At 67.6% G+C, this 21,485-nt stretch carries 24 protein-coding genes; 14 read left to right on the plus strand and 10 right to left on the minus strand.

Annotated features, from left to right (window positions below):
• Positions 1-47 precede the first annotated feature (47 nt).
• The 9 genes from ACX12F_RS21205 (at position 48) to ACX12F_RS21245 (ending at position 8,416) form a co-directional block, all read left to right on the plus strand.
• Positions 48-1,676 carry an acyl-CoA carboxylase subunit beta gene (locus ACX12F_RS21205; protein ID WP_459366309.1) on the plus strand — a complete coding sequence of 543 codons (1,629 nt, stop codon included), beginning with the start codon at positions 48-50 and terminating at the stop codon, positions 1,674-1,676.
• A gap of 56 nt (positions 1,677-1,732) precedes the next feature.
• Positions 1,733-1,954, plus strand: a complete 222-nt coding sequence (locus tag ACX12F_RS21210; protein ID WP_459370448.1) for an acyl-CoA carboxylase subunit epsilon — start codon at positions 1,733-1,735, stop codon at positions 1,952-1,954.
• 60 nt (positions 1,955-2,014) lie between these two features.
• Positions 2,015-2,668 (plus strand): Maf family protein, encoded by a 654-nt coding sequence (locus ACX12F_RS21215; RefSeq protein WP_459366310.1) that lies wholly within the window; start codon positions 2,015-2,017, stop codon positions 2,666-2,668.
• Positions 2,669-2,746: 78 nt separating this feature from the next.
• Positions 2,747-4,060, plus strand: coding sequence for an NAD(P)/FAD-dependent oxidoreductase (locus ACX12F_RS21220; protein ID WP_459366311.1), 1,314 nt, complete (start codon positions 2,747-2,749; stop codon positions 4,058-4,060).
• Positions 4,057-4,779 carry a DUF1365 domain-containing protein gene (locus tag ACX12F_RS21225; protein ID WP_459366312.1) on the plus strand — a complete coding sequence of 241 codons (723 nt, stop codon included), beginning with the start codon at positions 4,057-4,059 and terminating at the stop codon, positions 4,777-4,779. The genes ACX12F_RS21220 and ACX12F_RS21225 overlap by 4 nt, the downstream gene beginning before the upstream one ends.
• Positions 4,776-6,062 (plus strand): class I SAM-dependent methyltransferase, encoded by a 1,287-nt coding sequence (locus tag ACX12F_RS21230; RefSeq protein ID WP_459366313.1) that lies wholly within the window; start codon positions 4,776-4,778, stop codon positions 6,060-6,062. Before ACX12F_RS21225 ends, ACX12F_RS21230 begins: the two co-directional genes overlap by 4 nt.
• Positions 6,059-6,697, plus strand: a complete 639-nt coding sequence (gene sigK / locus ACX12F_RS21235) for an ECF RNA polymerase sigma factor SigK (protein ID WP_459366314.1) — start codon at positions 6,059-6,061, stop codon at positions 6,695-6,697. Before ACX12F_RS21230 ends, sigK begins: the two co-directional genes overlap by 4 nt.
• A complete protein-coding gene (locus ACX12F_RS21240) occupies positions 6,690-7,436 on the plus strand; it encodes an anti-sigma factor (protein ID WP_459366315.1) in 747 nt (248 codons plus the stop codon). The genes sigK and ACX12F_RS21240 overlap by 8 nt, the downstream gene beginning before the upstream one ends.
• Positions 7,437-7,441: 5 nt before the next feature.
• Complete coding sequence (locus tag ACX12F_RS21245) at positions 7,442-8,416, plus strand: SDR family NAD(P)-dependent oxidoreductase (protein ID WP_459366316.1); 975 nt, start codon at positions 7,442-7,444, stop codon at positions 8,414-8,416.
• Here the strand turns inward: ACX12F_RS21245 and ACX12F_RS21250 are convergent.
• The 5 genes from ACX12F_RS21250 to ACX12F_RS21270 are packed head-to-tail and all read right to left on the minus strand — an operon-like array spanning position 8,405 to position 13,345.
• A complete protein-coding gene (locus ACX12F_RS21250) occupies positions 8,405-8,836 on the minus strand; it encodes an SRPBCC family protein (RefSeq protein ID WP_459366317.1) in 432 nt (143 codons plus the stop codon). The two genes, ACX12F_RS21245 and ACX12F_RS21250, sit on opposite strands and share 12 nt — an antisense overlap.
• Positions 8,833-10,191 (minus strand): TIGR01777 family oxidoreductase, encoded by a 1,359-nt coding sequence (locus ACX12F_RS21255; RefSeq protein WP_459366318.1) that lies wholly within the window; start codon positions 10,189-10,191, stop codon positions 8,833-8,835. The genes ACX12F_RS21250 and ACX12F_RS21255 overlap by 4 nt, the downstream gene beginning before the upstream one ends.
• A 60-nt stretch (positions 10,192-10,251) precedes the next feature.
• On the minus strand, positions 10,252-11,010 hold the full coding sequence (locus tag ACX12F_RS21260) for a DUF4333 domain-containing protein (protein ID WP_459366319.1): 759 nt from the start codon (positions 11,008-11,010) through the stop codon (positions 10,252-10,254).
• Between the two features lie 18 nt (positions 11,011-11,028).
• Positions 11,029-12,009 carry an NAD-dependent epimerase/dehydratase family protein gene (locus ACX12F_RS21265; protein WP_459366320.1) on the minus strand — a complete coding sequence of 327 codons (981 nt, stop codon included), beginning with the start codon at positions 12,007-12,009 and terminating at the stop codon, positions 11,029-11,031.
• Positions 12,002-13,345, minus strand: a complete 1,344-nt coding sequence (locus tag ACX12F_RS21270; RefSeq protein WP_459366321.1) for a nucleotide sugar dehydrogenase — start codon at positions 13,343-13,345, stop codon at positions 12,002-12,004. Before ACX12F_RS21270 ends, ACX12F_RS21265 begins: the two co-directional genes overlap by 8 nt.
• Positions 13,346-13,468: 123 nt before the next feature.
• On the opposite strand from ACX12F_RS21270, the gene ACX12F_RS21275 reads away from it, so the two are divergent.
• Positions 13,469-14,371 carry a sulfurtransferase gene (locus tag ACX12F_RS21275; protein WP_459366322.1) on the plus strand — a complete coding sequence of 301 codons (903 nt, stop codon included), beginning with the start codon at positions 13,469-13,471 and terminating at the stop codon, positions 14,369-14,371.
• Positions 14,368-14,808 (plus strand): SufE family protein, encoded by a 441-nt coding sequence (locus ACX12F_RS21280; RefSeq protein WP_459366323.1) that lies wholly within the window; start codon positions 14,368-14,370, stop codon positions 14,806-14,808. The genes ACX12F_RS21275 and ACX12F_RS21280 overlap by 4 nt, the downstream gene beginning before the upstream one ends.
• A 51-nt stretch (positions 14,809-14,859) precedes the next feature.
• Here the strand turns inward: ACX12F_RS21280 and ACX12F_RS21285 are convergent, their stop codons facing one another.
• Positions 14,860-15,546 carry an acyltransferase gene (locus tag ACX12F_RS21285; protein WP_459366324.1) on the minus strand — a complete coding sequence of 229 codons (687 nt, stop codon included), beginning with the start codon at positions 15,544-15,546 and terminating at the stop codon, positions 14,860-14,862.
• A 226-nt stretch (positions 15,547-15,772) separates the two neighbouring features.
• Here ACX12F_RS21285 and ACX12F_RS21290 point away from each other — a divergent pair, with 226 nt between their 5' ends.
• A complete protein-coding gene (locus tag ACX12F_RS21290) occupies positions 15,773-17,572 on the plus strand; it encodes an acetyl/propionyl/methylcrotonyl-CoA carboxylase subunit alpha (protein WP_459366325.1) in 1,800 nt (599 codons plus the stop codon).
• A gap of 77 nt (positions 17,573-17,649) precedes the next feature.
• Entirely contained in the window at positions 17,650-17,967 is a 318-nt protein-coding gene (locus tag ACX12F_RS21295; RefSeq protein ID WP_459366326.1) for a hypothetical protein, read from the plus strand.
• 78 nt (positions 17,968-18,045) lie between these two features.
• On the opposite strand, the gene ACX12F_RS21300 is transcribed toward ACX12F_RS21295, so the two are convergent.
• Positions 18,046-18,396: a hypothetical protein gene (locus ACX12F_RS21300; protein ID WP_459366327.1), complete on the minus strand. Its 351-nt coding sequence runs from the start codon at positions 18,394-18,396 to the stop codon at positions 18,046-18,048.
• A gap of 147 nt (positions 18,397-18,543) precedes the next feature.
• Positions 18,544-18,975: a hypothetical protein gene (locus ACX12F_RS21305; protein ID WP_459366328.1), complete on the minus strand. Its 432-nt coding sequence runs from the start codon at positions 18,973-18,975 to the stop codon at positions 18,544-18,546.
• Between the two features lie 73 nt (positions 18,976-19,048).
• Between ACX12F_RS21305 and ACX12F_RS21310 the strand changes: the two genes are divergently transcribed.
• Positions 19,049-19,594, plus strand: a complete 546-nt coding sequence (locus tag ACX12F_RS21310; protein WP_459366329.1) for a restriction endonuclease — start codon at positions 19,049-19,051, stop codon at positions 19,592-19,594.
• On the opposite strand, the gene lat is transcribed toward ACX12F_RS21310, so the two are convergent.
• Together lat and ACX12F_RS21320 are read right to left on the minus strand one after the other, a co-directional pair.
• Positions 19,580-20,938 carry an L-lysine 6-transaminase gene (gene lat, locus ACX12F_RS21315; RefSeq protein WP_459366330.1) on the minus strand — a complete coding sequence of 453 codons (1,359 nt, stop codon included), beginning with the start codon at positions 20,936-20,938 and terminating at the stop codon, positions 19,580-19,582. The two genes, ACX12F_RS21310 and lat, sit on opposite strands and share 15 nt — an antisense overlap.
• Positions 20,939-20,987: 49 nt before the next feature.
• Positions 20,988-21,443, minus strand: a complete 456-nt coding sequence (locus ACX12F_RS21320) for an Lrp/AsnC family transcriptional regulator (protein WP_459366331.1) — start codon at positions 21,441-21,443, stop codon at positions 20,988-20,990.
• Between the last annotated feature and the right edge of the window lie 42 nt (positions 21,444-21,485).

Genomic DNA, 21,485 nt, shown 5'->3' on the forward strand with positions numbered 1-21,485 from the left:
GCACCCCACCTTCACAACTTTCTTAGAGAACCGTTAACATCGTCGCCATGACGAGCGTGACCGAGCCACCGGTGGACAAGGCGATCGACATCCACACCACCGCGGGCAAGCTGGAAGACCTGCGTAGGCGGACCGAAGAGACCCTGCACCCCGTCGGCGAGGCCGCCGTGGAGAAGGTCCACCAGAAGGGCAAGCTCACCGCCCGCGAGCGCATCCTGGCGCTGCTGGACGAGGGTTCGTTCGTCGAACTCGACGCGCTGGCCAAGCACCGCAGCACCAACTTCGGCCTGGGTGACAAGCACCCGCTCGGCGACGGTGTGGTGACCGGCTACGGCACCATCGACGGCCGCGAGGTCTGCATCTTCAGCCAGGACGCGACCGTCTTCGGCGGCAGCCTCGGCGAGGTCTACGGCGAGAAGATCGTCAAGGTCCAGGAACTGGCCATCAAGACTGGCCGCCCGCTGATCGGCATCAACGACGGCGCCGGCGCCCGCATCCAGGAGGGCGTGGTCTCGCTCGGCCTGTACAGCCGCATCTTCCGCAACAACATCCTGGCGTCGGGTGTCATCCCGCAGATTTCGCTCATCATGGGTGCTGCCGCCGGTGGCCACGTCTACTCCCCCGCGCTCACCGATTTCATCGTCATGGTCGACCAGACCAGCCAGATGTTCATCACCGGACCCGATGTCATCAAGACCGTCACCGGTGAAGAGGTCACCATGGAGGAGCTGGGCGGCGCCCACACCCATGAGGCCAAATCCGGCACCGTGCACTACGTCGCCTCCGGCGAGCAGGACGCCCTGGACTACGTCCGTGACCTGCTGAGCTACCTGCCCCCGAACAACTACGCCGAGCCGCCGCGCTTCCCCGGGCCGCCGCACCCGGGCGCCATCGAGGACAACCTCACCGACGAGGACCTCGAGCTCGACACGCTGATCCCGGATTCGCCGAACCAGCCGTACGACATGCACGAGGTCATCTCGCGCATCCTCGACGACGACGAGTTCCTCGAGATCCAGCAGGGCTACGCGCAGAACATCGTCATCGGCTTCGGCCGCATCGACGGCCGTCCCGTCGGCGTCGTGGCCAACCAGCCGACGCAGTTCGCCGGCTGCCTGGACATCGACGCCTCGGAGAAGGCCGCGCGCTTCATCCGCACCTGCGACGCCTTCAACATCCCGATCATCATGCTGGTGGACGTCCCGGGCTTCCTGCCGGGCACCGAGCAGGAGTACAACGGCATCATCCGCCGCGGCGCCAAGCTGCTGTACGCCTACGGTGAGGCCACCGTCGCCAAGATCACCGTCATCACCCGTAAGGCCTACGGCGGCGCGTACTGCGTCATGGGCTCCAAGGACATGGGTTGCGACGTCAACCTGGCCTGGCCGACGGCCCAGATCGCCGTCATGGGTGCCTCCGGCGCCGTCGGGTTCGTCTACCGCTCCGAGCTCAAGGCCGCCGCAGCCAGCGGCGAGGATGTCGACGCCCTGCGCCTGCAGCTGCAGCAGGAGTACGAGGACACCCTGGTGAACCCGTACGTCGCGGCCGAACGCGGCTACGTCGACGCCGTCATCCCGCCGTCGCACACCCGCGGCTACATCGCCAACTCGCTGCGTCTGCTGGAGCGCAAGGTCGTCCAGACGCCGCCGAAGAAGCACGGGAACATCCCGCTGTGAGCGGCGCGAACGATTCGACTGTGGTGAGCGCCGACGTGCAGACCCCGGAAGAGACCGTGGCAGCGCCCGTCGCGCCGCTGTTCGAGGTCGTCAAGGGCAACCCGTCCGACGAGGAGCTCGCAGCGCTGGTGACGGTGCTGGCCAGCGCCTCGGGCGGCGGTGCCGGCGCCGCCAGCGGCGACCGCAACGACTGGGGCCACCCGGTCTCCAAGCTGCGGTACGCGTACACCAGCTGGCAGCTGGTGACGTTGGTGGAGCGCACCTTCATCCGTCGCTGATGAGCGCTTGCGCGAAGAACATTCAGCACCGATGAGCGCTTGCGCGAAGAACATCCGTCGATGAGGCTCGTCCTCGGCTCGGCCTCTGCGGGCCGGCTCAGCGTGCTGCGCAAGGCCGGGGTCGAACCGGTCGTGCTGGTATCCGATGTCGACGAGGACGCGATCATCGCGTCGCTCGGCGACGCCGGCCCCGGTGATGTCGTGCGCGCCTTGGCGACGGCCAAGGCCCAGCGGGTCGCCGAAGCACTCGATCCGAGCCTGTCATCGGACTGCCTTGTGATCGGCTGTGATTCGATGCTCGAGTTCGACGGCCGGCTGACCGGCAAGCCGGGCTCCCCCGATGTCGCCCGGCGGCAATGGCATTCGATGGCCGGCCGCAGCGCCGTCCTGCACACCGGCCACTGTGTGTTGCGCCTGAGCGACGGCGGCGTCACCGCCGCGGCCACCGAGCTCGGTTCCACCACAGTGCATTTCGGCGAGCCCAGCCTGGCAGACCTGGACGCCTACCTCGCTACCGGCGAACCCCTGTGGGTGGCCGGCGCGTTCACTCTCGACGGCCTGGGCAGCTGGTTCATCGACGGCATCGATGGTGACCCGTCCAACGTGATCGGGCTGAGCCTGCCGCTGCTGCGCCGGATGCTGGCCCAGCTCGGGGTGTCCGTCGCCGAGCTGTGGGCCGCGAACCGGCCCACACCCGGCGCTCCCGCGCGCTGATCGATTTTTCGCCGAATCCACCTATCCGCACGACTGACCGCGCCGAACTCCTGGTGACCAACCAGGAAGGACGGCACGGTGCGGCGAATCGCAGTGGTCGGAAGTGGCATATCGGGGCTCACCGCAGCCTGGGTGCTCGCGCGGGACTCGGAAGTCACCCTGTTCGAGGCGCAACGGCGATGTGGTGGTCACGCCCACACACATGAGCTGGCGGCCCGGCGCGGCAGCACCGACGTCGTCGGCGTCGACTCCGGCTTCATCGTGCACAACGACCGGACGTACCCCACGCTGCTCCGGCTGTTCGCCGAACTCGGTGTCCGCACCCAGGAATCCGACATGTCGATGTCGGTCTGCTGCGAAGGGTGCGGTCTGGAGTACGCCGGCGCGAAAGGGCTGGCCGGCCTCTTCGCCACGCCGGGCTCGGTGCTGTCCCCGCGCTATCTGCGGCTGCTCGCCGAGGTGACGCGCTTTCACCGGCTCGCTCGCGCCGAACTCGCGCGCGGCGTGGCGGAGAGTCAAACCCTCGGCGAATTCCTCACTACGGCACGGTTTTCCGACTACTTCGTCACGCACTTCATGGTGCCGTTGGTCGCCGCGGTCTGGTCGTGTCCCCCGGATGTCGCACTCGACTATCCGGTCGGTTATCTGCTGGCGTTCCTCGACCACCACGGGATGTTGACGGTGTTCGGTTCACCGATCTGGCGGACGGTGACGGGGGGCTCGGCGCGGTACGTCGAAGCGATCACCGCGCGGTTGCCGTCGGTACGCCTCGGGGTGCCGGTGCGGAGCGTCACCCGAACCACGGACGGGGTGACGGTACGTGACGACGCGGACCGGGTGGAGCAGTTCGACGCGGCAGTCATCGCCACCCATCCGAATCAGGCCCTTTCGATCCTGGATCAGCCGACGGCCGACGAGATCGAGGTACTCGGCGCACTGCGGTACTCGATCAACCACACTGTGCTGCACAGCGATACGTCGCTGCTGCCGCGGCGTCATGGCGCCCGTGCGTCGTGGAACTATCGGATGCCGTCCTGCGCCGTGCGGGCGGACGAGGTTCTGGTGAGTTATGACCTCAACCGGCTACAGCGACTCGACGGGATCACCGATCGGCAGTTCGTGGTGACGCTGGGCGGCGCGGGCCGGGTGGACCCGAGCCAGGTCATCGCCACCATGCTCTATGACCACCCGCAGTACTCGCCCGAGTTCCGCGCGGCGCAACAGCGCCTGCACACGCTGGGTGATCACCGCCTGGCGTTCGCCGGCGCGTTTCACGGATGGGGTTTTCACGAGGACGGCGCCGTGTCCGGTGTAGCCGCGGCGGAACGACTCGGCGGCGGTTGGAGCGGTGCGGTGCCGCCATTGGTCCACCCGGCGGGGCATGTGGCATGAGCCCACCACAGATCGTGCGAACCTCCATCCACCACGCCCGGACGGTTCCGGTGCGGCACGCGTTCACCTATCGCAGCTACAGCTGGCTGGTCGACCTCGACGACGTGCCCCGGCTGCCCCGCCTACTGCGGCCGTTGGCCGGGTTTCACGCCGCCGACCATGTCGGCGATCCGCGCCGCACGCTGCGCGAGAACGTCGACTCCTATCTCGACGAACATGGCATCGACCTCGGCGGCGGCCGCATCCGAATGTTGGCCAATGCCAGAGTCTTCGGCTTCGTGTTCAATCCGCTGACCCTCTATTGGTGCCACGACGCCGGCGGCGCGCTGGTCTGTGCCATCGCCGAGGTACACAACACCTACGGTGGGCGGCACCGCTACCTGCTGCGCGCCGATCGTCGCGGCGAGGTGACGGTCCCGAAGGCGTTCTACGTTTCCCCCTTCAACCCGGTAGGTGGCCGATACGTCCTGCGTGTTCCCGAGCCGACGCGGGACCGGCTCGGCGTGGCGGTCACCCTGCTCGACGCGTCTGGTGCGGTCGTGCTGACCGCCACCTGGACCGGGTCGATCCACCCGGCGCGCCCCGCAACCGTTCTGACCACCGCACTGGCAGCGCCGCTGGCGCCGTTGCTGGTCTCAGCACGCATCCGCTGGCAAGGCGTGCGCCTGTGGGCGCGCGGACTGCCACTGCACCCCCGCCCCCAGGAGGCCGCGCTATGACGAATCAACTGCACGACGGTGCCGCGTACGATCCGTTCCTGCCGGCCCGGTGGACCGATATCGCCCACGTGCCAAGCGGATTGCGCACCAGGCTGGGCGCACCCATTACCCGGGCGCTGTTCCGGGCCGCCGTACGGGACCTACCGGTGCGGGTGGAATACCCGGACGGCACCGTGCAGGGCGCCGCCGGTGCGGCCGACCCGGCCGCACCGCGAATGTTGTTGCACCGACCCGATGATTTCTTCGGCCGGATCGCGAACAGTGGCCTGATCGGCTTCGGCGAGGCGTACATGGTGGGTGACTGGTCCGCACCAGAACTCACCGCCGTACTCACCGCGCTGGCGTCCCGCATCGACACCGTCGTGCCGGCCATGTTCCAGGGACTGCGCTCGGTTCTGCTGCCAAAGACGCCACGCAACCACCGCGGGGCACGCGCGGATACCCGCGCGAACATCGCGCATCACTACGACCTGTCCAACGAGTTCTTCAGCATGTTCCTCGACCCCACAATGACCTACTCGTGCGCGCTGTTCGACACGCTCGACCCACCGTCCTGGCGTGACCTCGCGGCCGCCCAGCACCGCAAGATCGACCGGCTGCTCGATGCCACCGGCGTCGGCGTCGGCACGCGCCTGCTCGAAATCGGTACCGGCTGGGGCGAATTGGCGATCCGCGCCGCGCGGCGCGGCGCGCACGTACACACCGTCACCCTGTCGCGCGAGCAGCAGCTGCTGGCTCGGGAGCGGATCGCCGCGGCCGGGCTGTCGGACCGGGTCACCGTCGAGCTGTGCGATTACCGCGACATCACCGGCCGGTACGACGCGATCATCTCCGTCGAGATGATCGAGGCCGTCGGGTATCGCTACCTACCCGCCTATCTGCAAACGCTCGACCGGCTCCTCGAGGCCGACGGGCGGGTCGGCCTGCAGCTGATCACCATGCCGCACAAGCGCATGCTGGCTTCCCGCGACACCTACACCTGGGTGCACAAATACATCTTCCCGGGCGGGTTCCTGCCGTCGGTCAAGCTCATCGAACGCTCGGTCGCGGCGCACACCACACTGCACATCACCGACCGCCATTCGTTCGGACCGCATTACGCCCACACCCTGAGACTGTGGCTGCAGCGATTCACCGCGAACAGCGCGGGCGCCGACGCACTGGGCTTCGACCGCATCTTCCGTCGGATGTGGCGCTTCTACCTCGCCTACTCCGAGGCCGGTTTCGCCTCGGGTTATCTGGACCTGCACCAGCTCGTCCTGCAGCCGAAGGCACAATCTTGAGCACGCCGTCCGGATCCGACGGGTTGCGTCAGATGGACCCGATTCCCGCGCAGTCATGCGACGATTCCCGGATGGAGGGGGAGCCGGACCGCGCAGCGCTGCTGACGGCGATCGCCGATGGCGACCGCACGGCCTTCGCTGAGTTCTACGACCTGACGTCGGCACGGGTGTTCGGGCTGGCCTATCGCGTCGTGCGTAACAAGACCCTGGCCGAGGACGTGGTGCAGGAGGTGTTCCTCCAGGTGTGGTCCTCGGCGGCGCGGCAATACGACCCGGCGCTGGCCAGTCCGGTCGGCTGGCTGATGACCTTGACGCATCGCCGCAGCATCGATCGGGTCCGCTCCGAACAGTCGGCCGCCGACCGCAACCATGCCTACGGCGCCTCGAGCCTGGGCCGCGAACACGACACCGTCGCCGACGAGGTGGGGCAGCGACTCGACGAACAAGAGGTCACCGACTGCCTCGGCGGCTTGACCGCCGTCCAGCGTGAAGCCATCGGCCTGGCGTACTACAGCGGCCACACCTACCGGGAGGTCGCCGAGCACCTCGACGTCACGCTCCCCACCATCAAGGCCCGTATCCGGGACGGCCTGATCCGCCTGAAGAACTGCTTGGGGGTGGGCACCGATGCCTGACAGCTACACCGAGGACGAACAGCAATTGCTCGATCTGGCGTATGTATATGCGCTCGACGCGGTGTCCGAAGCCGAACGCTCGGACATCGCCGGCCGCCTGGGCGTCGCCGCGCCGCACACCGCGCAGGCGTTCGCGCGGATCGTCGGCGACACCCAGGAGACCATGGCGTTGCTCACCGCGGGTGACGCCATGACGCCGCCGACCGAACTGCGCGCGCGCATCCTGCAGGGCATCGGCATCCCGTCGCCGGAGCGCGGTTCAGATGAACTGGCGCTCAGGCGCAGCCGGCGACGCCGGATGATCGTCCGGATCGCAGGGGCCGCCGCGGCGGTCTGCGCGATCGTCATCGGCTCGACCGTGGTCGTCGAGCGCTTCACGAATCAGCCGGCGCAGCCGACGGTCTCGCAGGTGCTGGCCAAACCCGACACCCGGACCTTCTCCGCGGACGTCGCCGGCGGCACCATCACCCTCAGCGCGTCACAACAAGCGAACGCCGTAGTGGTCGCGATGGCGAATGTGCCGGCACCACCGGCAGGCCACGTCTACCAGATGTGGTTCATCCCGGCATCGGGAGCACCGCGGTCCGCCGGCACGATGAGCGCGGACACCATGCCACCGCCCGGCGGCGAGGTGGTGCCGGCGCTGAACTCGGCCGCCAAGGTGGCCGTGACGATCGAGCCGGGATCCGGATCCGCCCAGCCGACCAGCACGCCCGTCGTGGTCGTCTCCCTGACCTGACGATGATGATCGACGACTTCTTCGACGAACTCCTCGACCGCACCGTGGTACTCGGGTACTCCCGCCTGGGCCTGGCTGTGCGGCAACGGTTCTGGCGGGTGCCCGAGCTGCCGGCCGGCGCGCTCGCCGGGCAGACGGTCATGGTCACCGGGGCGAATTCGGGTATCGGCAAGGCCATTGCCACCGAACTGGCGGTGCTCGGCGCGACGGTGCTGATGACCGTGCGCGACCGTGCCCGCGGCGAGGCCGCCCGGCACCATGTGCTCACCGTCGCGCCGGCCGCCGACGTCGCGGTGGAGGTGTGCGACGTGTCGCACCTGGCCGCGGTCCGGTCGTTCGCCGCGGATCTGCTGACCCGGCGTCCGCGGCTGGACGCCGTCATCCACAACGCCGGAGTCATGCCCGAGCACCGTACGGAAAGCGCTGAAGGACACGAGCTTTCGCTGGCCACGCACGTCCTGGGGCCGGTGTTGCTGACCGAGCTCCTGCTGCCGGCGCTCACCGCCGCGTCGCACCCTCGGGTCGTTCTGATGTCCTCCGGCGGCATGTACACCCAGGCGCTTCCGGTCGATGACATCGAATACCGGCACGGGCAGTACCGCGGTGCCACGGCCTACGCGCGCAGCAAGCGCATCCAGGTCGCGTTGACCCCGGTGCTGGCGCAGCGCTGGCCCGCTCTGATGGTGGCCGCCATGCATCCCGGCTGGGCCGACACCCCCGGCGTCGCTCAGTCGCTGCCCGGGTTCCGTCGCGTGACGCGCCCGATCCTGCGGACATCCGAGCAGGCCGCGGACACCGCGGTCTGGCTGACGGCGACGGAGCCTCCGCCGAAGTCAGGACAGTTCTGGCACGACCGCCGGATCCGTCCCACGCATTATCTGCCCACCGCCCATGACGACGACGCCGACGTACAGCGGGTATGGCAGTACTGCGCTGCCGCTATCGGGTTGGGCGGACCTGTCGCCGAATCAGATTCGTGAGAGTTCGCGGCGAAGTCCGCGCGCCCCGTTGTCGAGAAGGTGCGCCACCGCGAGTTGCAGCAGCGGTTCGATCCACCGTAGCCAGCCCTGGAACGCGAACCGGATGCGATAGGTGACCTGGGTGCCGTCTGCGTGTGGAGCCACGGTGATGGTGTCGCGCGCCACCAGATACTGATTGACCCCGCACAGTTCGATCGACTGTCCGGGCGTCACGCTGGTCACTTCGTAGGTGATCTCCGACGTGCGGCCGGCGAATCGGGACGTGTTCAGGTAGCGGGTGCCCACGCCGCCGTCACCGGCGATGCGTTCGGTGCGCACTGTGCCGGGGTCCCACTGCGTCGTGGTGGTGAAGTCCGCCAGGTACGCGAACGCGGCGGCCGCCGGCGCGTCGACCACCACCTGTCGCTGCGCATCGATCATCGGACTGTCTTCCCCAACTGATGGCGCAGGCACTGTTCGAGATCCGGTCGCCGGAACCGATGGCCGGCCGCGATGAGCCGGCCGGGCACCACCCGCTGGCTGGCCATGGCCAGTTCGCGGGCGCCCTGCCGGCCGAGCAGCAGTGCGGGGCCCGCTGCGGGCACGGGGAGCACGGTCGGACGGTGCAGCACTGCGGCCAGGGTTCGCGTGTAGTCGGCGTTGCGGACCGGGTGTGGCGCAACCGCATTGACAGGACCGGACAGCGCCGTGTCGACCAGCGCGCGGTGATACACATCGACCAGATCGTCGATGTCGATCCAGGATAGCCACTGCTGCCCGCTGCCCAGGGGACCACCCAGACCGGCGGCGAACAGCGGCCGCATCAGTTGTAGCGTGCCGCCGCCCGGGGTCTGCACGATCCCGGTGCGTACGTTGACCACTCGCAGTCCGGCGGCGGCTGCCGGCGCCGTCGCCGCCTCCCAATCGGCGACGACATCGGCGAGGAACCCGTCGCCCGGTTGCGCCGATTCGTCGAGGTGCTCGTCGGCCCGGTCATCTCCGTACCAGCCGATCGCCGAGGCGCTGACGAAGACCGACGGTCCGCCCGCCGCTCGTACGGCGCACTCGGCCAGCCGTCGGGTCGGCTCGATCCTGCTGTCGCGCACCGCTTTCTTGTGCGCGTCGGTGAACCGCCCCGCGATCGACGCCCCTGCCAGGTGCACCACGGCGTCGATCCCGTCGAGCAGGTCGTCGGCGGGTGACTCGGGGTCCCAACGGCGTTCGGTGCCGTCGCGTGGTTCGCGGCGCACCAGCCGGATCACCCGGTAGCCGCCGGTGGACAGGAAGGCGGTGAGGGCGGTGCCGATCAGTCCCGATGCCCCGCTCACCGCCACAGAGCCGGGTCCCCCGCCGTGTTCGCGCGCCCACCGATGAGCGGCCAGATCGTCGCTCAGCTGACGATGCCGGTACCGGAAGGTCGGCTCCAGCAGCTGCCCGGGCACCGGCGTATCGACGCGATCGGTGACTCGGGTGCGCCCGTCGCCGACGGCGTCGAAGCAGTGTTCGTGCCGCCAATGGCCGACCAAAGCTGTTGGCAGCGAACGCAACCCGTCCCGGCCCAGTTCGTCGACGAAGCGGGCGGGCGGCGCGTAGTCGGCGGGATTGTGTTGCGCGCTCCAGCGCAACCCGCCGGGCAGCCCGAGGATCGCGCGCCCGTCAGCCAGCGATGCCGCTTCGGCGACCACGGTCATCGGCTGCCATGGCGGCAGCAACCGGTGGATGGCCCCCGGCCGCGCATGCCAGGCGAACACGTCGTCGCGCGGCGCGTCGACCACACTGCTGTATTCGATTCCCATGCAACCTCCGAGTCGAATCGGCCTCAGGTGGGATTCGGAGCCAACCGGCCGGCGGATGGGTCAGGTCACCGGCTTGTAGCTGAACGACACCTTGCCGTCGGCGACGGCCGTGACCGTCAGCGTGTAGTCGCGGCTGCGACCGCCGACAACCGCAGTGCACTTCTGGGTCGCCCCGACCTTGCTGTCCACGTCTCCGGCGCACTTGACGGCGCCCGCGCTCTGGCCCAGTTGCGCCGCGAGTGAGCTCTCGGCAACAGACTTCTCCAGTACGGGTGTCAGGCCGTAATTCATTGCGAGCCCGGACACTTCGCTCACCAGAGCGGTTCGGCGGCTGGTGAACCCGTCGTCGGTGATGTCGCACAGTGCCACCGCACCCTGCTTGCCCTCGAGCCCCGACAGGCACACCACGGAGTCGGGAGCGGACTTGCGTGCCCGGGTCACCATGTCCGCCACCGCCACCTCCAGCTGGGTCTTGGAGACGGCCGGCGTCATCGAATAACTGACCTTGCCGCCGTCGACCGCCGACACGGTGATGGTCGGCTGGATCCCGTAGGCGGGTGACATGGTGACGTCGCAGCGCGTGCTCTGCCCGACCCGGGCGATGAGGCCGCGCTCGCAGATCACCGCCTGCGGCGGCTGGCTGGTGAAGGCATCGTGGATGGTGCGCTCCAGAGATGCCTTGTCCACCATCGGCAGCTGCGCCGACGACTTGGCCGAGGCGGGCCCGGAGTCCGGGCGGGTGAGGCTGTAGACCAGCGCCGCGAGCCCGGTCACCAGCAGTCCAGCGATGACGACCAGTGCCAGGATGCGCGCCCTCATAGCCGCTATTGTGCCTGGCTACATCAAGTCATTTGCGGGCACGTCATTTCGGTGCTCGCGGTACCACGCGACGGTGCGCGCCAGCCCCTCGTCCAGCCCCACCTGCGGCGACCAGCCCAGTGCCCGCATCTTCGAGATGTCCGGGCACCGGCGCGGCGTGCCACCGGCCTGCAACTCGCCGGGCTTGATCTCGAGCTCGACCCCGACGGCACGGCCGATCCGCAGCGCCAGCTCCCGGACGCTCAGTTCCTCGTCGCTGCCGATGTGGTAAACCTCGCGGTGCCCGCCCTTTTCGTACATCGTCAGGATGCCCTGGACGATGTCGTCGACGTAGCAGAACGAGCGCGTCTCGCTGCCGTCGCCCTGGATCGGGAACACCGGGTCACCGGCCTCCTGACAGCCCAGCGCCCGCAGGATGAACTGCGGCTCGACGTGCTTCCACCCCATGTTGGGCCCGAAGACGTTGTGCGGCCGGAAGACCTGCACCTGCCGGTAGTGGTCCTGCCCGTAGTTGAAGGCGATCAGCTCGCTGACGATCTTGCCGCCGCCGTAGGAGTACCGCGGGTTGAGGCTGTCGGGCAGCATCAACGGGATGGTCTCTGGTGTGGGGATGATCGCGGGCGTCTGGTAGACCTCGGCGGTCGAGGCGACGATCAGGTCGGGCACCCCCGCGGCGCGGCCGGCGTTGGTCACCGCGAGGGCACCGCGCAGACCGACGTCGAGCACCAGTTCCGGTTGCTTGTAGAAGTTCTCGGTGCCGTTGATGGCCGCCAGATGCATGACGACCTCGGCGCCGGCGAATGCCTTCTCGAGGGCGTCCTGATCGCGGACGTCGCACGTGAAGAGTTCGACGTCCGAGGCGACTTCGGCGAACCGGCTGGCATCGCCGCGGACCATGGAGTCCACGACCGCGACCTGCCAGCCCTCCCGGACCAGTCGCTTGACCAGGTAGGCGCCGATGAATCCGCCGCCTCCGGTGACAACAACCCGCTTAGACACGCTCGGCGACCTTTCCGCTGCGGCCCACGGCGAAGTAGCTGTCGCCCAGTTCGGTGGAAGGCAGATGGCTGTAGTGGTTCCAGTAGTCGAAGACGAAACCGCCGGGGCTGATGAACTCGCTGATGGTGCGCGGCGAGATGGTGCCCAGCGACGGGTGGTTGTTACCGAGGACCACGACGTCCGCGCCGCTCACCGCGTCACCGAACCGGTTGTAGACCTTGTGTCCCGGGAACGCTTCGGCCAGCACGTCATTCGGCGTGACGGGGTCGTAGACCCCGATCTCGGCGTCCGGGTGCGCGGCCTTCAACTCATTGAAGACCTTGATGGACATCGACCCGCGCAGGTCGCTGGTCTCTGGCTGGCCCTTGAATGCCATGCCCAGCAGGTTGATCCGCAGCGGGCCGTCGGCGCCCAGCTTCCGGCGAGCGATCTCGCTGCTGATGAAGCGCACCGTCTCGGCGGGCTGGCGTTCGTTGACCAGGCGGCCGGCGGCGGTGATGTCGAGGGTGACGCCGCGTTCGCGCACGCTCTCCATCAGGATGTGCGGGTCCTTCTCCAGGCACGGCCCGCCCACCAGACCCGGCAGCGGGATATTGGTGCGGTTGTAGCCGAGCTTGCCCGCCGAGATCACCTCGTAGGCGCTGACGCCGAAGGCGTCGCAAATCCGGGCGACTTCGTTGGCGAAGGCGAACTGAACGTCGCGGAACGTGTTGCTCACCAATTTGATGATCTCCGCGGTCTCGATATCGGAGACCAGCACGATCGAGCTGGTGAGCTTGCGGAAGACCGCGGCGGCGCGGTCGGCGACCGCCGGATCGTCGGCGCCGACGATCTGCGGCAATTCGCGCAGTTCCTGCAGCGCCTTGCCTTCCAGCGTGCGCTCGGGGCACATCGCGATGTCGAAGGTCTTGCCGCTGGCGGCCAGCATCGGCGCCACCACGTCGCGCGTGGTGCCGACCTTCACCGTCGAACGCAGGATGACCAGCGCGCCGTCCTCCATGTTTCCGGCGATGTCGCGGGCCGCGGCCTCGATCATGTCGACGCGGGCCACGCCGTCGGCCGACAATGGCGTGCCGACGGTGATGATGTAGGTGTCGCAGGAGAAGCTGTCGTCAAACGCGGTGACGGCCTTCAGTTTTCCGAATCGGGTGACGCCCTCGAGGGCGTCGGGCAGGCCGGTCTCGGTGAAGTGCGGCAAACCCTGATTGGTCATATCGACCAATTCCTGGCGGGTCTCTATTCCGATGACGGAGTTTCCGGCTTCGGCCAGCACGGTGGCCAGCGTCAGCCCCACATATCCCAGGCCGATGATTCCGACGTCGTATTTCTCTGGCAAATCCTCAATCCCTCCGGTCAGCCCTGTGGGAGACGCCTGATGTCATACCGCAGCGGTTATCGCGCAAACAAGTTTCGACCTTACGGGTCGTCGGCGCATTTCGGGCCTAGGTAGGCTCACAGTGTGCCGCTGCCCGCAGACCCACATCCCGCTTTCGCCACCTATGCGCATCCCGATCGTTTGGTGACCGCCGACTGGCTGTCAGGCAACATCGGACGCGCCGGTCTGGCCATCGTCGAATCCGACGAAGACGTCCTGCTTTACGACACCGGCCACATCCCCGGCGCGGTGAAGATCGATTGGCATACCGACCTCAATGACCCGCATGTCCGGGATTACATCGACGGTGCCCAGTTCGCCGCGCTGATGGATCGCAAGGGCATCAGCCGGGACGACACCGTGGTGATCTACGGCGACAAGAGCAACTGGTGGGCGGCCTACGCGCTGTGGGTCTTCACCCTGTTCGGCCATCCGGATGTCCGGCTGCTCGACGGTGGTCGCGATCTGTGGATCACCAACGGCCGCGACACCACCCTGGACGTCCCGAGCAAGCAGACCACGGGGTACCCGGTCGTGGAGCGCAACGACGCTCCGATCCGTGCCTACAAGGACGACGTCCTCGCCATCCTTGGCAAAGAGCCGCTGATCGACGTCCGCTCGCCGCAGGAGTACACCGGCGAGCGCACCCACATGCCCGACTACCCGGAGGAGGGTGCGCTGCGCGGCGGCCACATCCCCACCGCGCGGTCCATCCCGTGGGCAAAGGCCGTCGACGACAGCGGCCGGTTCCGCAGCCGTGCCGAGCTCGACGAGCTCTACGGCTTCATCTCACCCGAAGACAAGGCCATCGCCTACTGCCGCATCGGCGAGCGCTCCAGCCACACCTGGTTCGTGCTGACCCACCTGCTGGGCCTGCCGGCCGTCCGGAACTACGACGGTTCCTGGACCGAGTGGGGCAACGCGGTGCGGGTGCCCGTGGCCGTTGGTGAAGAGCCGGGCCCAGCTCCGGCCCAAGCACCTTCGTGACCCTCCCCGCTGCCCTGGCCGAGGTGGTGTCGGATTTCGCCGACGTCCAGGGGCAGGACAAGCTGGCACTGCTGCTGGAGTTCGCCGGTGAATTGCCGGCACTCCCGGCGTTCCTCGAAGAGGCGTCGATGGAGCCGGTGCCGGAGTGCCAGTCGCCACTGTTCCTCCACGTCGACGCGCAGGACCGCGAGCACGTACGGCTGTACTTCAGTGCGCCGGCCGAGGCACCGACCACCAGGGGCTTCGCGGCGATCCTCGCGGCCGGCCTGGACGGCCTGCCGGCGTCCGACATCCTGGCCGTCCCCGACGATTTCTACGCGGACCTGGGGCTGGCGAAGCTGATCAGCCCGCTGCGCCTGCGGGGCATGTCGGCGATGCTGACGCGCATCAAGCGCCGCCTGCGTGACGATCAAGCGGCGAGGTACGAGCCGCGTTGAGGAACGCGGCAAATTAGATACCGCCTGCGTGACGCTTGATCGGGTTACGGCTCAGAAGAACGGCAGTTTGAACTTGCCGCTGTAGTGCAGGGCGTCCGGGTTGCGCTGACCGATGATCTTGCCGGGTACACCGCCGACGATGCCGAACGGCGGCACTTCCTTATTGACGACGGTGTGCGCGGCGACGACGGCGCCGCGACCGAGCAGCGATGGCAGGACGATCGCGCGGGTCGCGATCCACACGTGGTCGTCGATCACGATGGGGTCCGGCGGGTTGGGCGCCGGCACGAAGTTCGGGTGGTTGATGTCGTGCCCGCCGGCGATGATGTGCGTGTCGCTGGCGATGACGACGTCGTTGCCGATCGCGATGCCCGCTCGCGCGTCCAGAACACACCTGAAGCCGATCGAGACGCGGTCACCGATCACCAGGTAGGGAATGGACCAGACGCTGGTGCCGCGGTTGATCGCGGTGCCCTTGCCGATCTTGGCGCCGAACAGCCGGAGGTAGCCGAGCCGGATGAAGTGAAACGGGATGTGGGTGACGACCGAGCTGTAGAACAGCGCGGCGTAGGTGTCCCGGATCCGGTGCCACAGGGTCTCCCCCGGCAGCTCGTGCTTGAGGATGTTGCCGTCCTCGTCGGTCACCCACTGCATCTTCGGTGGGATGCGCACGTTCGGGTTGACCGCCCGCTTGCGTGCGATCAATTCCGGGTCTGATGCCTGCGGCTCGACGAACAACGGTGTCCCCTAACTCGCGGATCCCTGGCGGGACCGGTGCCGCATCAGTATCGCTCAAGCCGATGGACAAGGGAGAAAGTGCCGGTGAAACCGGCAGATTCGGCGATTTCTAAGAAAATCTCCCAACGACCCGCTACCCGAATCGGGGATCCACCTGTATTGGCCTTACACTGCACCCGATACATTCTTAAAGACATTTCTTAGAGAACCGCCGTCAGGAGGCACTGTGGCCAACCACGCCAGTTCCAAGATCTCCAAGGTGCTAGTCGCCAACCGTGGAGAGATTGCCGTCCGGGTCATCCGGGCTGCCAAGGACGCCGGACTGGCCAGCGTCGCCGTCTACGCCGAGCCGGACGCCGATGCGCCGCACGTGCGGCTTGCCGACGAGGCCTTCGCCCTGGGCGGCCAGACCTCGGCCGAGTCCTACCTCGTCTTCGACAAGATCCTGGACGCCGCTGCCAAGTCGGGCGCCAACGCGATCCACCCGGGTTACGGCTTCCTGTCCGAGAACGCGGACTTCGCCCAGGCCGTCATCGACGCAGGCCTGATCTGGATCGGGCCCAGCCCGCAGTCCATCCGCGACCTCGGCGACAAGGTCACCGCGCGCCACATCGCCGCGAAGGCCAACGCTCCGCTGGTGCCGGGTACCCCGGACCCGGTCAAGGATGCCGACGAAATCCTGGCCTTCGCCAAGGAGTTCGGCCTGCCGATCGCCATCAAGGCCGCCTTCGGCGGTGGCGGCCGTGGCATGAAGGTCGCCCGCACCATCGAAGAGATCCCCGAGCTGTTCGACTCGGCCACCCGTGAGGCCGTCGCCGCCTTCGGCCGCGGCGAGTGCTTCGTCGAGCGCTACCTGGACAAGCCGCGCCACGTCGAGGCTCAGGTCATCGCCGACACCCACGGCAACGTCGTCGTCGCCGGTACCCGCGACTGCTCGCTGCAGCGCCGCTTCCAGAAGCTGGTCGAGGAGGCCCCGGCCCCCTTCCTGACCGACGCGCAGCGCAAGGAAATCCACGAGTCCGCCAAGCGCATCTGCAAGGAAGCCGGCTACTACGGCGCGGGCACCGTCGAGTACCTGGTCGGCCAGGACGGCCTGATCAGCTTCCTTGAGGTCAACACCCGTCTGCAGGTGGAACACCCGGTCACCGAGGAGACCGCGGGCGTCGACCTCGTGCTGCAGCAGTTCAAGATCGCCAACGGCGAGGCCTTGGACATCACCGAGGACCCCACCCCGCGCGGCCACTCGTTCGAGTTCCGGATCAACGGCGAGGACGCCGGTCGCGGCTTCCTGCCGGCCCCGGGCCCTGTCTCGAAGTTCGAGGCCCCGACCGGCCCCGGCGTCCGCATGGACTCGGGTGTCGAGACCGGTTCGGTCATCGGCGGTCAGTTCGACTCGATGCTGGCCAAGCTGATCGTCACCGGTGCAACCCGCGACGAGGCCCTGGCCCGCTCGCGCCGCGCGCTGGCGGAGTTCAACGTCGAGGGCCTGGCCACGGTCATCCCGTTCCACCGCGCCGTGGTCTCCGACCCCGCCTTCATCGGTGACGGCGAGAAGTTCGACGTGCACACCCGCTGGATCGAGACCGAGTGGAACAACACGGTCGAGCCGTTCACCGGTGGTGAGGCGCTGGACGACGAAGAGGCCGCGCCGCGTCAGAAGGTCGTCGTCGAGGTCGGTGGCCGTCGCGTCGAGGTGTCGCTGCCCGGCGATCTGGCCATCGGCGGTGGCGGCGGTGGCGCAGCCACCGGTGTCATCAAGAAGAAGCCGAAGCCGCGCAAGCGTGGCGCCGCTGGCGGCAAGGCCGCCTCGGGTGACTCCGTCACCGCGCCGATGCAGGGCACCGTCGTGAAGGTCGCCGTCGAGGAGGGCCAGCAGGTCTCCGCGGGTGACCTGATCGTGGTGCTCGAGGCCATGAAGATGGAGAACCCGGTGACCGCGCACAAGGATGGCACCGTGACGGGCCTGTCGGTCGAGGCCGGCGCCGCCATCACGCAGGGCACCGTCATCGCCGAGCTGAAGGACTAGTTCTAGTCTGCTGTTTTGACTCAGGGCTGCGATCCACCACGGATCGCAGCCCTGAGTTGTCTTCGAGGAGGAGCGCCATGGAACCCATCGAGATCAACGCCGGCGCCTGGTATCTGCGTGCCCTGCGTGCCGACGACCGGATGGACGACCGGCCGTCGCTCGCCGAATTGGGTGAGCGCTCCCCCGGGCACGTGGAAACCCGTGCCGCGCAATGGGATTCCGACACGCTGTATTCGTGGGCGGTGTGCGAGCCGACGACGGGTGAACTGCTCGCCGAGATCACGCTGGACCCCGTCACGCGCGAGATCCTCGTGCGGACCCGGGCCGGATTCGACGAAGCCGCCGCGACCGGAGTCGAGTCCGTGCGCCGCTTCGCCGCCGCGATGCTGGGCTGACAAGTCACGCCGAACGTGAACTTGATAGCGAGTTTTCGCAGGCAGATTTTTCGCCATCTTCTTCACATTCGGGCGCGATCAGAACAACAGCACCGGCAGGCTCATCGTCAGCACGACGGACATCAGCAGCAGCAGGAACCAGCCGGCGCCCTGCCAGGCCCACCACACCTGGTCATTCCGCCAGGCGCGATAGGTCCGCACAAACGCCCACACGCCGCTGCCGAACAGGAACAGCGGGCCGGCCAAGGCCAGCACGGTGCGGTACGGCATGCTGCACGCCGCGGTGTCGAACCCGTGACAGTGCCGGACCCACACCGCGGCCAACACCATGAATCCGACGCCGAGGCTTCCCATCACCAGACCGAATCGCGCGGCCTGATGCACGCCGGGATCGTCGTCACGGAATCGATCAGTTGTGGGGCTGAGCATCGTTATCACCGCCAAACCCCAGTATGCGCCTGATCGACGCTAGGGCGCCACTTCTCCCTCGGCGATCCGCTTGATCGCGGCCAGTCGCCGATCCCATTGTCGGCCAATGATTTCCAGCCAACCAGGCCGCAGCCAGCCCGGCAACACTCAGATTGCACCGTGTGCGGCGCCGCCCTCCTTCAGGATCATCAGCCCGATCGCACCGAATATCAGATTGGCGGCGATCTCCAATATCGCGGTCACCCACGAGAACGCCGTCACCCGCGCCCACGGCGGCGCATTGATGAAGCTGTCGCTGAAGAATCCCCATGTCGGAAGCAGATGCGCCGCAGTGAATCCCACCGCGCCCGCGAAGCCGATCCCGACGGCCGCGAGCGGCGCCCACCTGTTCCGCCTGACCACCAGCGTGATGGTCACAGCCGCGAGGATCAGCTGCAGCGTGCCACCGATCATCACTGCCGGCGGGATGACGTTCATTCCCCGCCGCATGTGGTCAGCGCCGTGTAAGAGGAGCGCCACCGCCAAAAAGCCTGCGGCCCAATCGAAGTTTCGTTGCCAATTCCTGGATTCACCAGTCATCCGAATCACCTCTACTACGGAAGGTAGTAGCTCGTCGGCATCCTGTAAAGAGCTGTCAGAGGCTGGCTCTACGATGCCTGGCGTGCAGATGAAACTCCTGGCCGCGGCAGGGCTGCTCGCCGGCGGCACCGCATATCTGCACGGCTGGACGTGGCAATCAGCGCTCGCCGTGGCCGTCGGCGTGCCCTTACTGCTCGCGGCCGTCCCGCACGTGGTCACCGGGATGCGTACGCCCAGCCGCCGCGAGGATCCCGTCCACGACATGTCCGGCACGGAATTCGAGGACTACGTCGCCCGGATCGCCCGGTCCTGTGGCGTCCCGGTCATCATGACCGAACTGTCCGGGGACTGGGGTGTCGACCTGATCGTCGGTACCCGGCCGAATCGGCTTGCCATTCAATGCAAAAGGCTGTCCCGGCCCGTCGGCCCGGGCGCCGTGCAGGAAGTGGTCGCCGGCGCTCCCATGCAGGACTGCACCCACACCATGGTGGTCACCAACAACGACTTCACCGCGGCCGCACGGAAATTGGCCGAGCTGCACGACTGCACGCTGGTCAGCGGCAGCGAGCTGACCCGACTGCGCGGACTGATCCGCCAGCACGTACTAGAGCGTCGTTAGCACGTCCCGTACCGCCTGCACGGCTTCGTCGATCTCGGTCCGCGACACCGTCAGCGCCGGCCGGAACCGCACGGAGTCCATGCCGCTGGCCAGGAGGATGACGCGGCGCTGCCAGAGTCGCCGGAGCACCTCGTCCCGCTGCGCACCCGACGGCATGCTGAACGCACACATCAGTCCGCGCCCGCGCGGGTCGAGTACCAGCGCCGGAAATTCGCTTGCCAGGCAACGCAACTGGCCCACCAGATACCAGCCCATCCGCCCGGCGTTGTCGATCAGCCCATCAGCTTCGATGACCTCGAGGATGCGCCGGGACCGCACCATGTCGGTGAGGTTGCCACCCCAGGTGGAGTTGATCCGTGAGCTGACATGGAAGACGTTGTCGGGGACTTCGTCAACTCTGGTCCCGAATCGCTCCTCGCGTGCGCGGCCACCCGCCATCACCCCGCACACCTGGGCTTTCTTCCCGAAGGCCACCACGTCGGGCGTCACCCCCAATTGCTGGTAGGCCCATGGGGTCCCGGTCATGCCGACGCCGGTCTGCACCTCGTCGAAGATCAGCAGCGCGTCGTACTCGAGGCACAAATCCCGCATCGCGGCGAAGAACTCGGGCCGCATGTGCCGGTCCCCGCCCTCACCCTGGATCGGCTCGGCGATGAAACAGGCGATGTCGCGCGGATGCGCGTCGAAGGCCGCCCGCGCTTGGCGTAGCGATTCACGTTCCAGCGCAACGATATCCACACCGGGCGCCACCACCGGGGCGTCGATCCGTGGCCAGTCGAATTTCGGGAATCGGGCCACCTTGTTCGGGTCGGTGTTGGTCAGCGACATGGTGTAGCCGCTGCGGCCATGGAAGGCACCGCGCAGATGCAGCACCCGGGTGCCCAGCGCCGGGTCGATGCCACGGGACTCGTTCAGGCGGCTCTTCCAGTCGAATGCCACCTTCAGCGCGTTCTCCACGGCCAGCGCGCCGCCGTCGACGAAGAACAGGTGCGGCAGCGCCGGGTCACCCAGCACGCGCGCGAACGTCTGGACGAAGCGCGCCATCGGCACGGTGTAGACGTCGGAGTTGCTCGGTTTGTTCACCGCCGCCTGCGCGAGTTCGGCGCGGAATGCCGGCTCGGTCAGCGCCGGGTGGTTCATCCCCAACGCCGACGACGCGAAGAACGTGAACATGTCCAGGTACCGGCTGCCGTCGCGCGCGTCGATGAGATACGACCCCGCGGACCGGTCCAGATCGAGAACCAGATCCAATCCGTCGGTCAGGATGCTGCGCCCCAATACGTCACGGACGTCGCGCGCATTACCCGCCGAGAGGCCGTCGCCAGAAGTCAGAACAGCGGTCATACCGCCATCCTAACGTAATATTTACATCTCGCACGATCTAAGGCAGGAACTATTCCGGTAGCGAGACCTGATCATCGTAAAAAGTCTGTAAGATGATGGTGCTTCGCGTGCGTACGTTGGCAACGGTCCGGATCCGCTGCAGCAGGCCTTCCAGCGCCCGCGCCGAGGCAACGCGCACCAGCAGGACGTAGCTTTCATCGCCGGCCACCGAGTGGCAGGACTCGATTTCGGGGAAGTGCTGCAGCCGCGCCGGGGCATCATCAGGTTGGGAAGGATCGAGCGGGGTGATCGCAACGAACGCCGACAGCATGTGGCCAACGGCCTCGGGGCTGATCCGTGCGGTGTATCCGGTGATGACGCCGCGGGATTCCAGTCGGCGCACCCGCGATTGCACTGCCGACACCGACAACCCTGCCGCCGTCGCCAGGTGCGCCAGCGTCGCCCGGCCGTCGGCTATGAGCTCCCGCACCAGGATTCGATCGACATCGTCAAGCACTTCGGCCATGGCCGGAGACTACCCCCAGGCCTTATCGGCGGGCAGGAGCGG

Source organism: Mycolicibacterium sp. HS_4_1 (assembly GCF_054515875.1).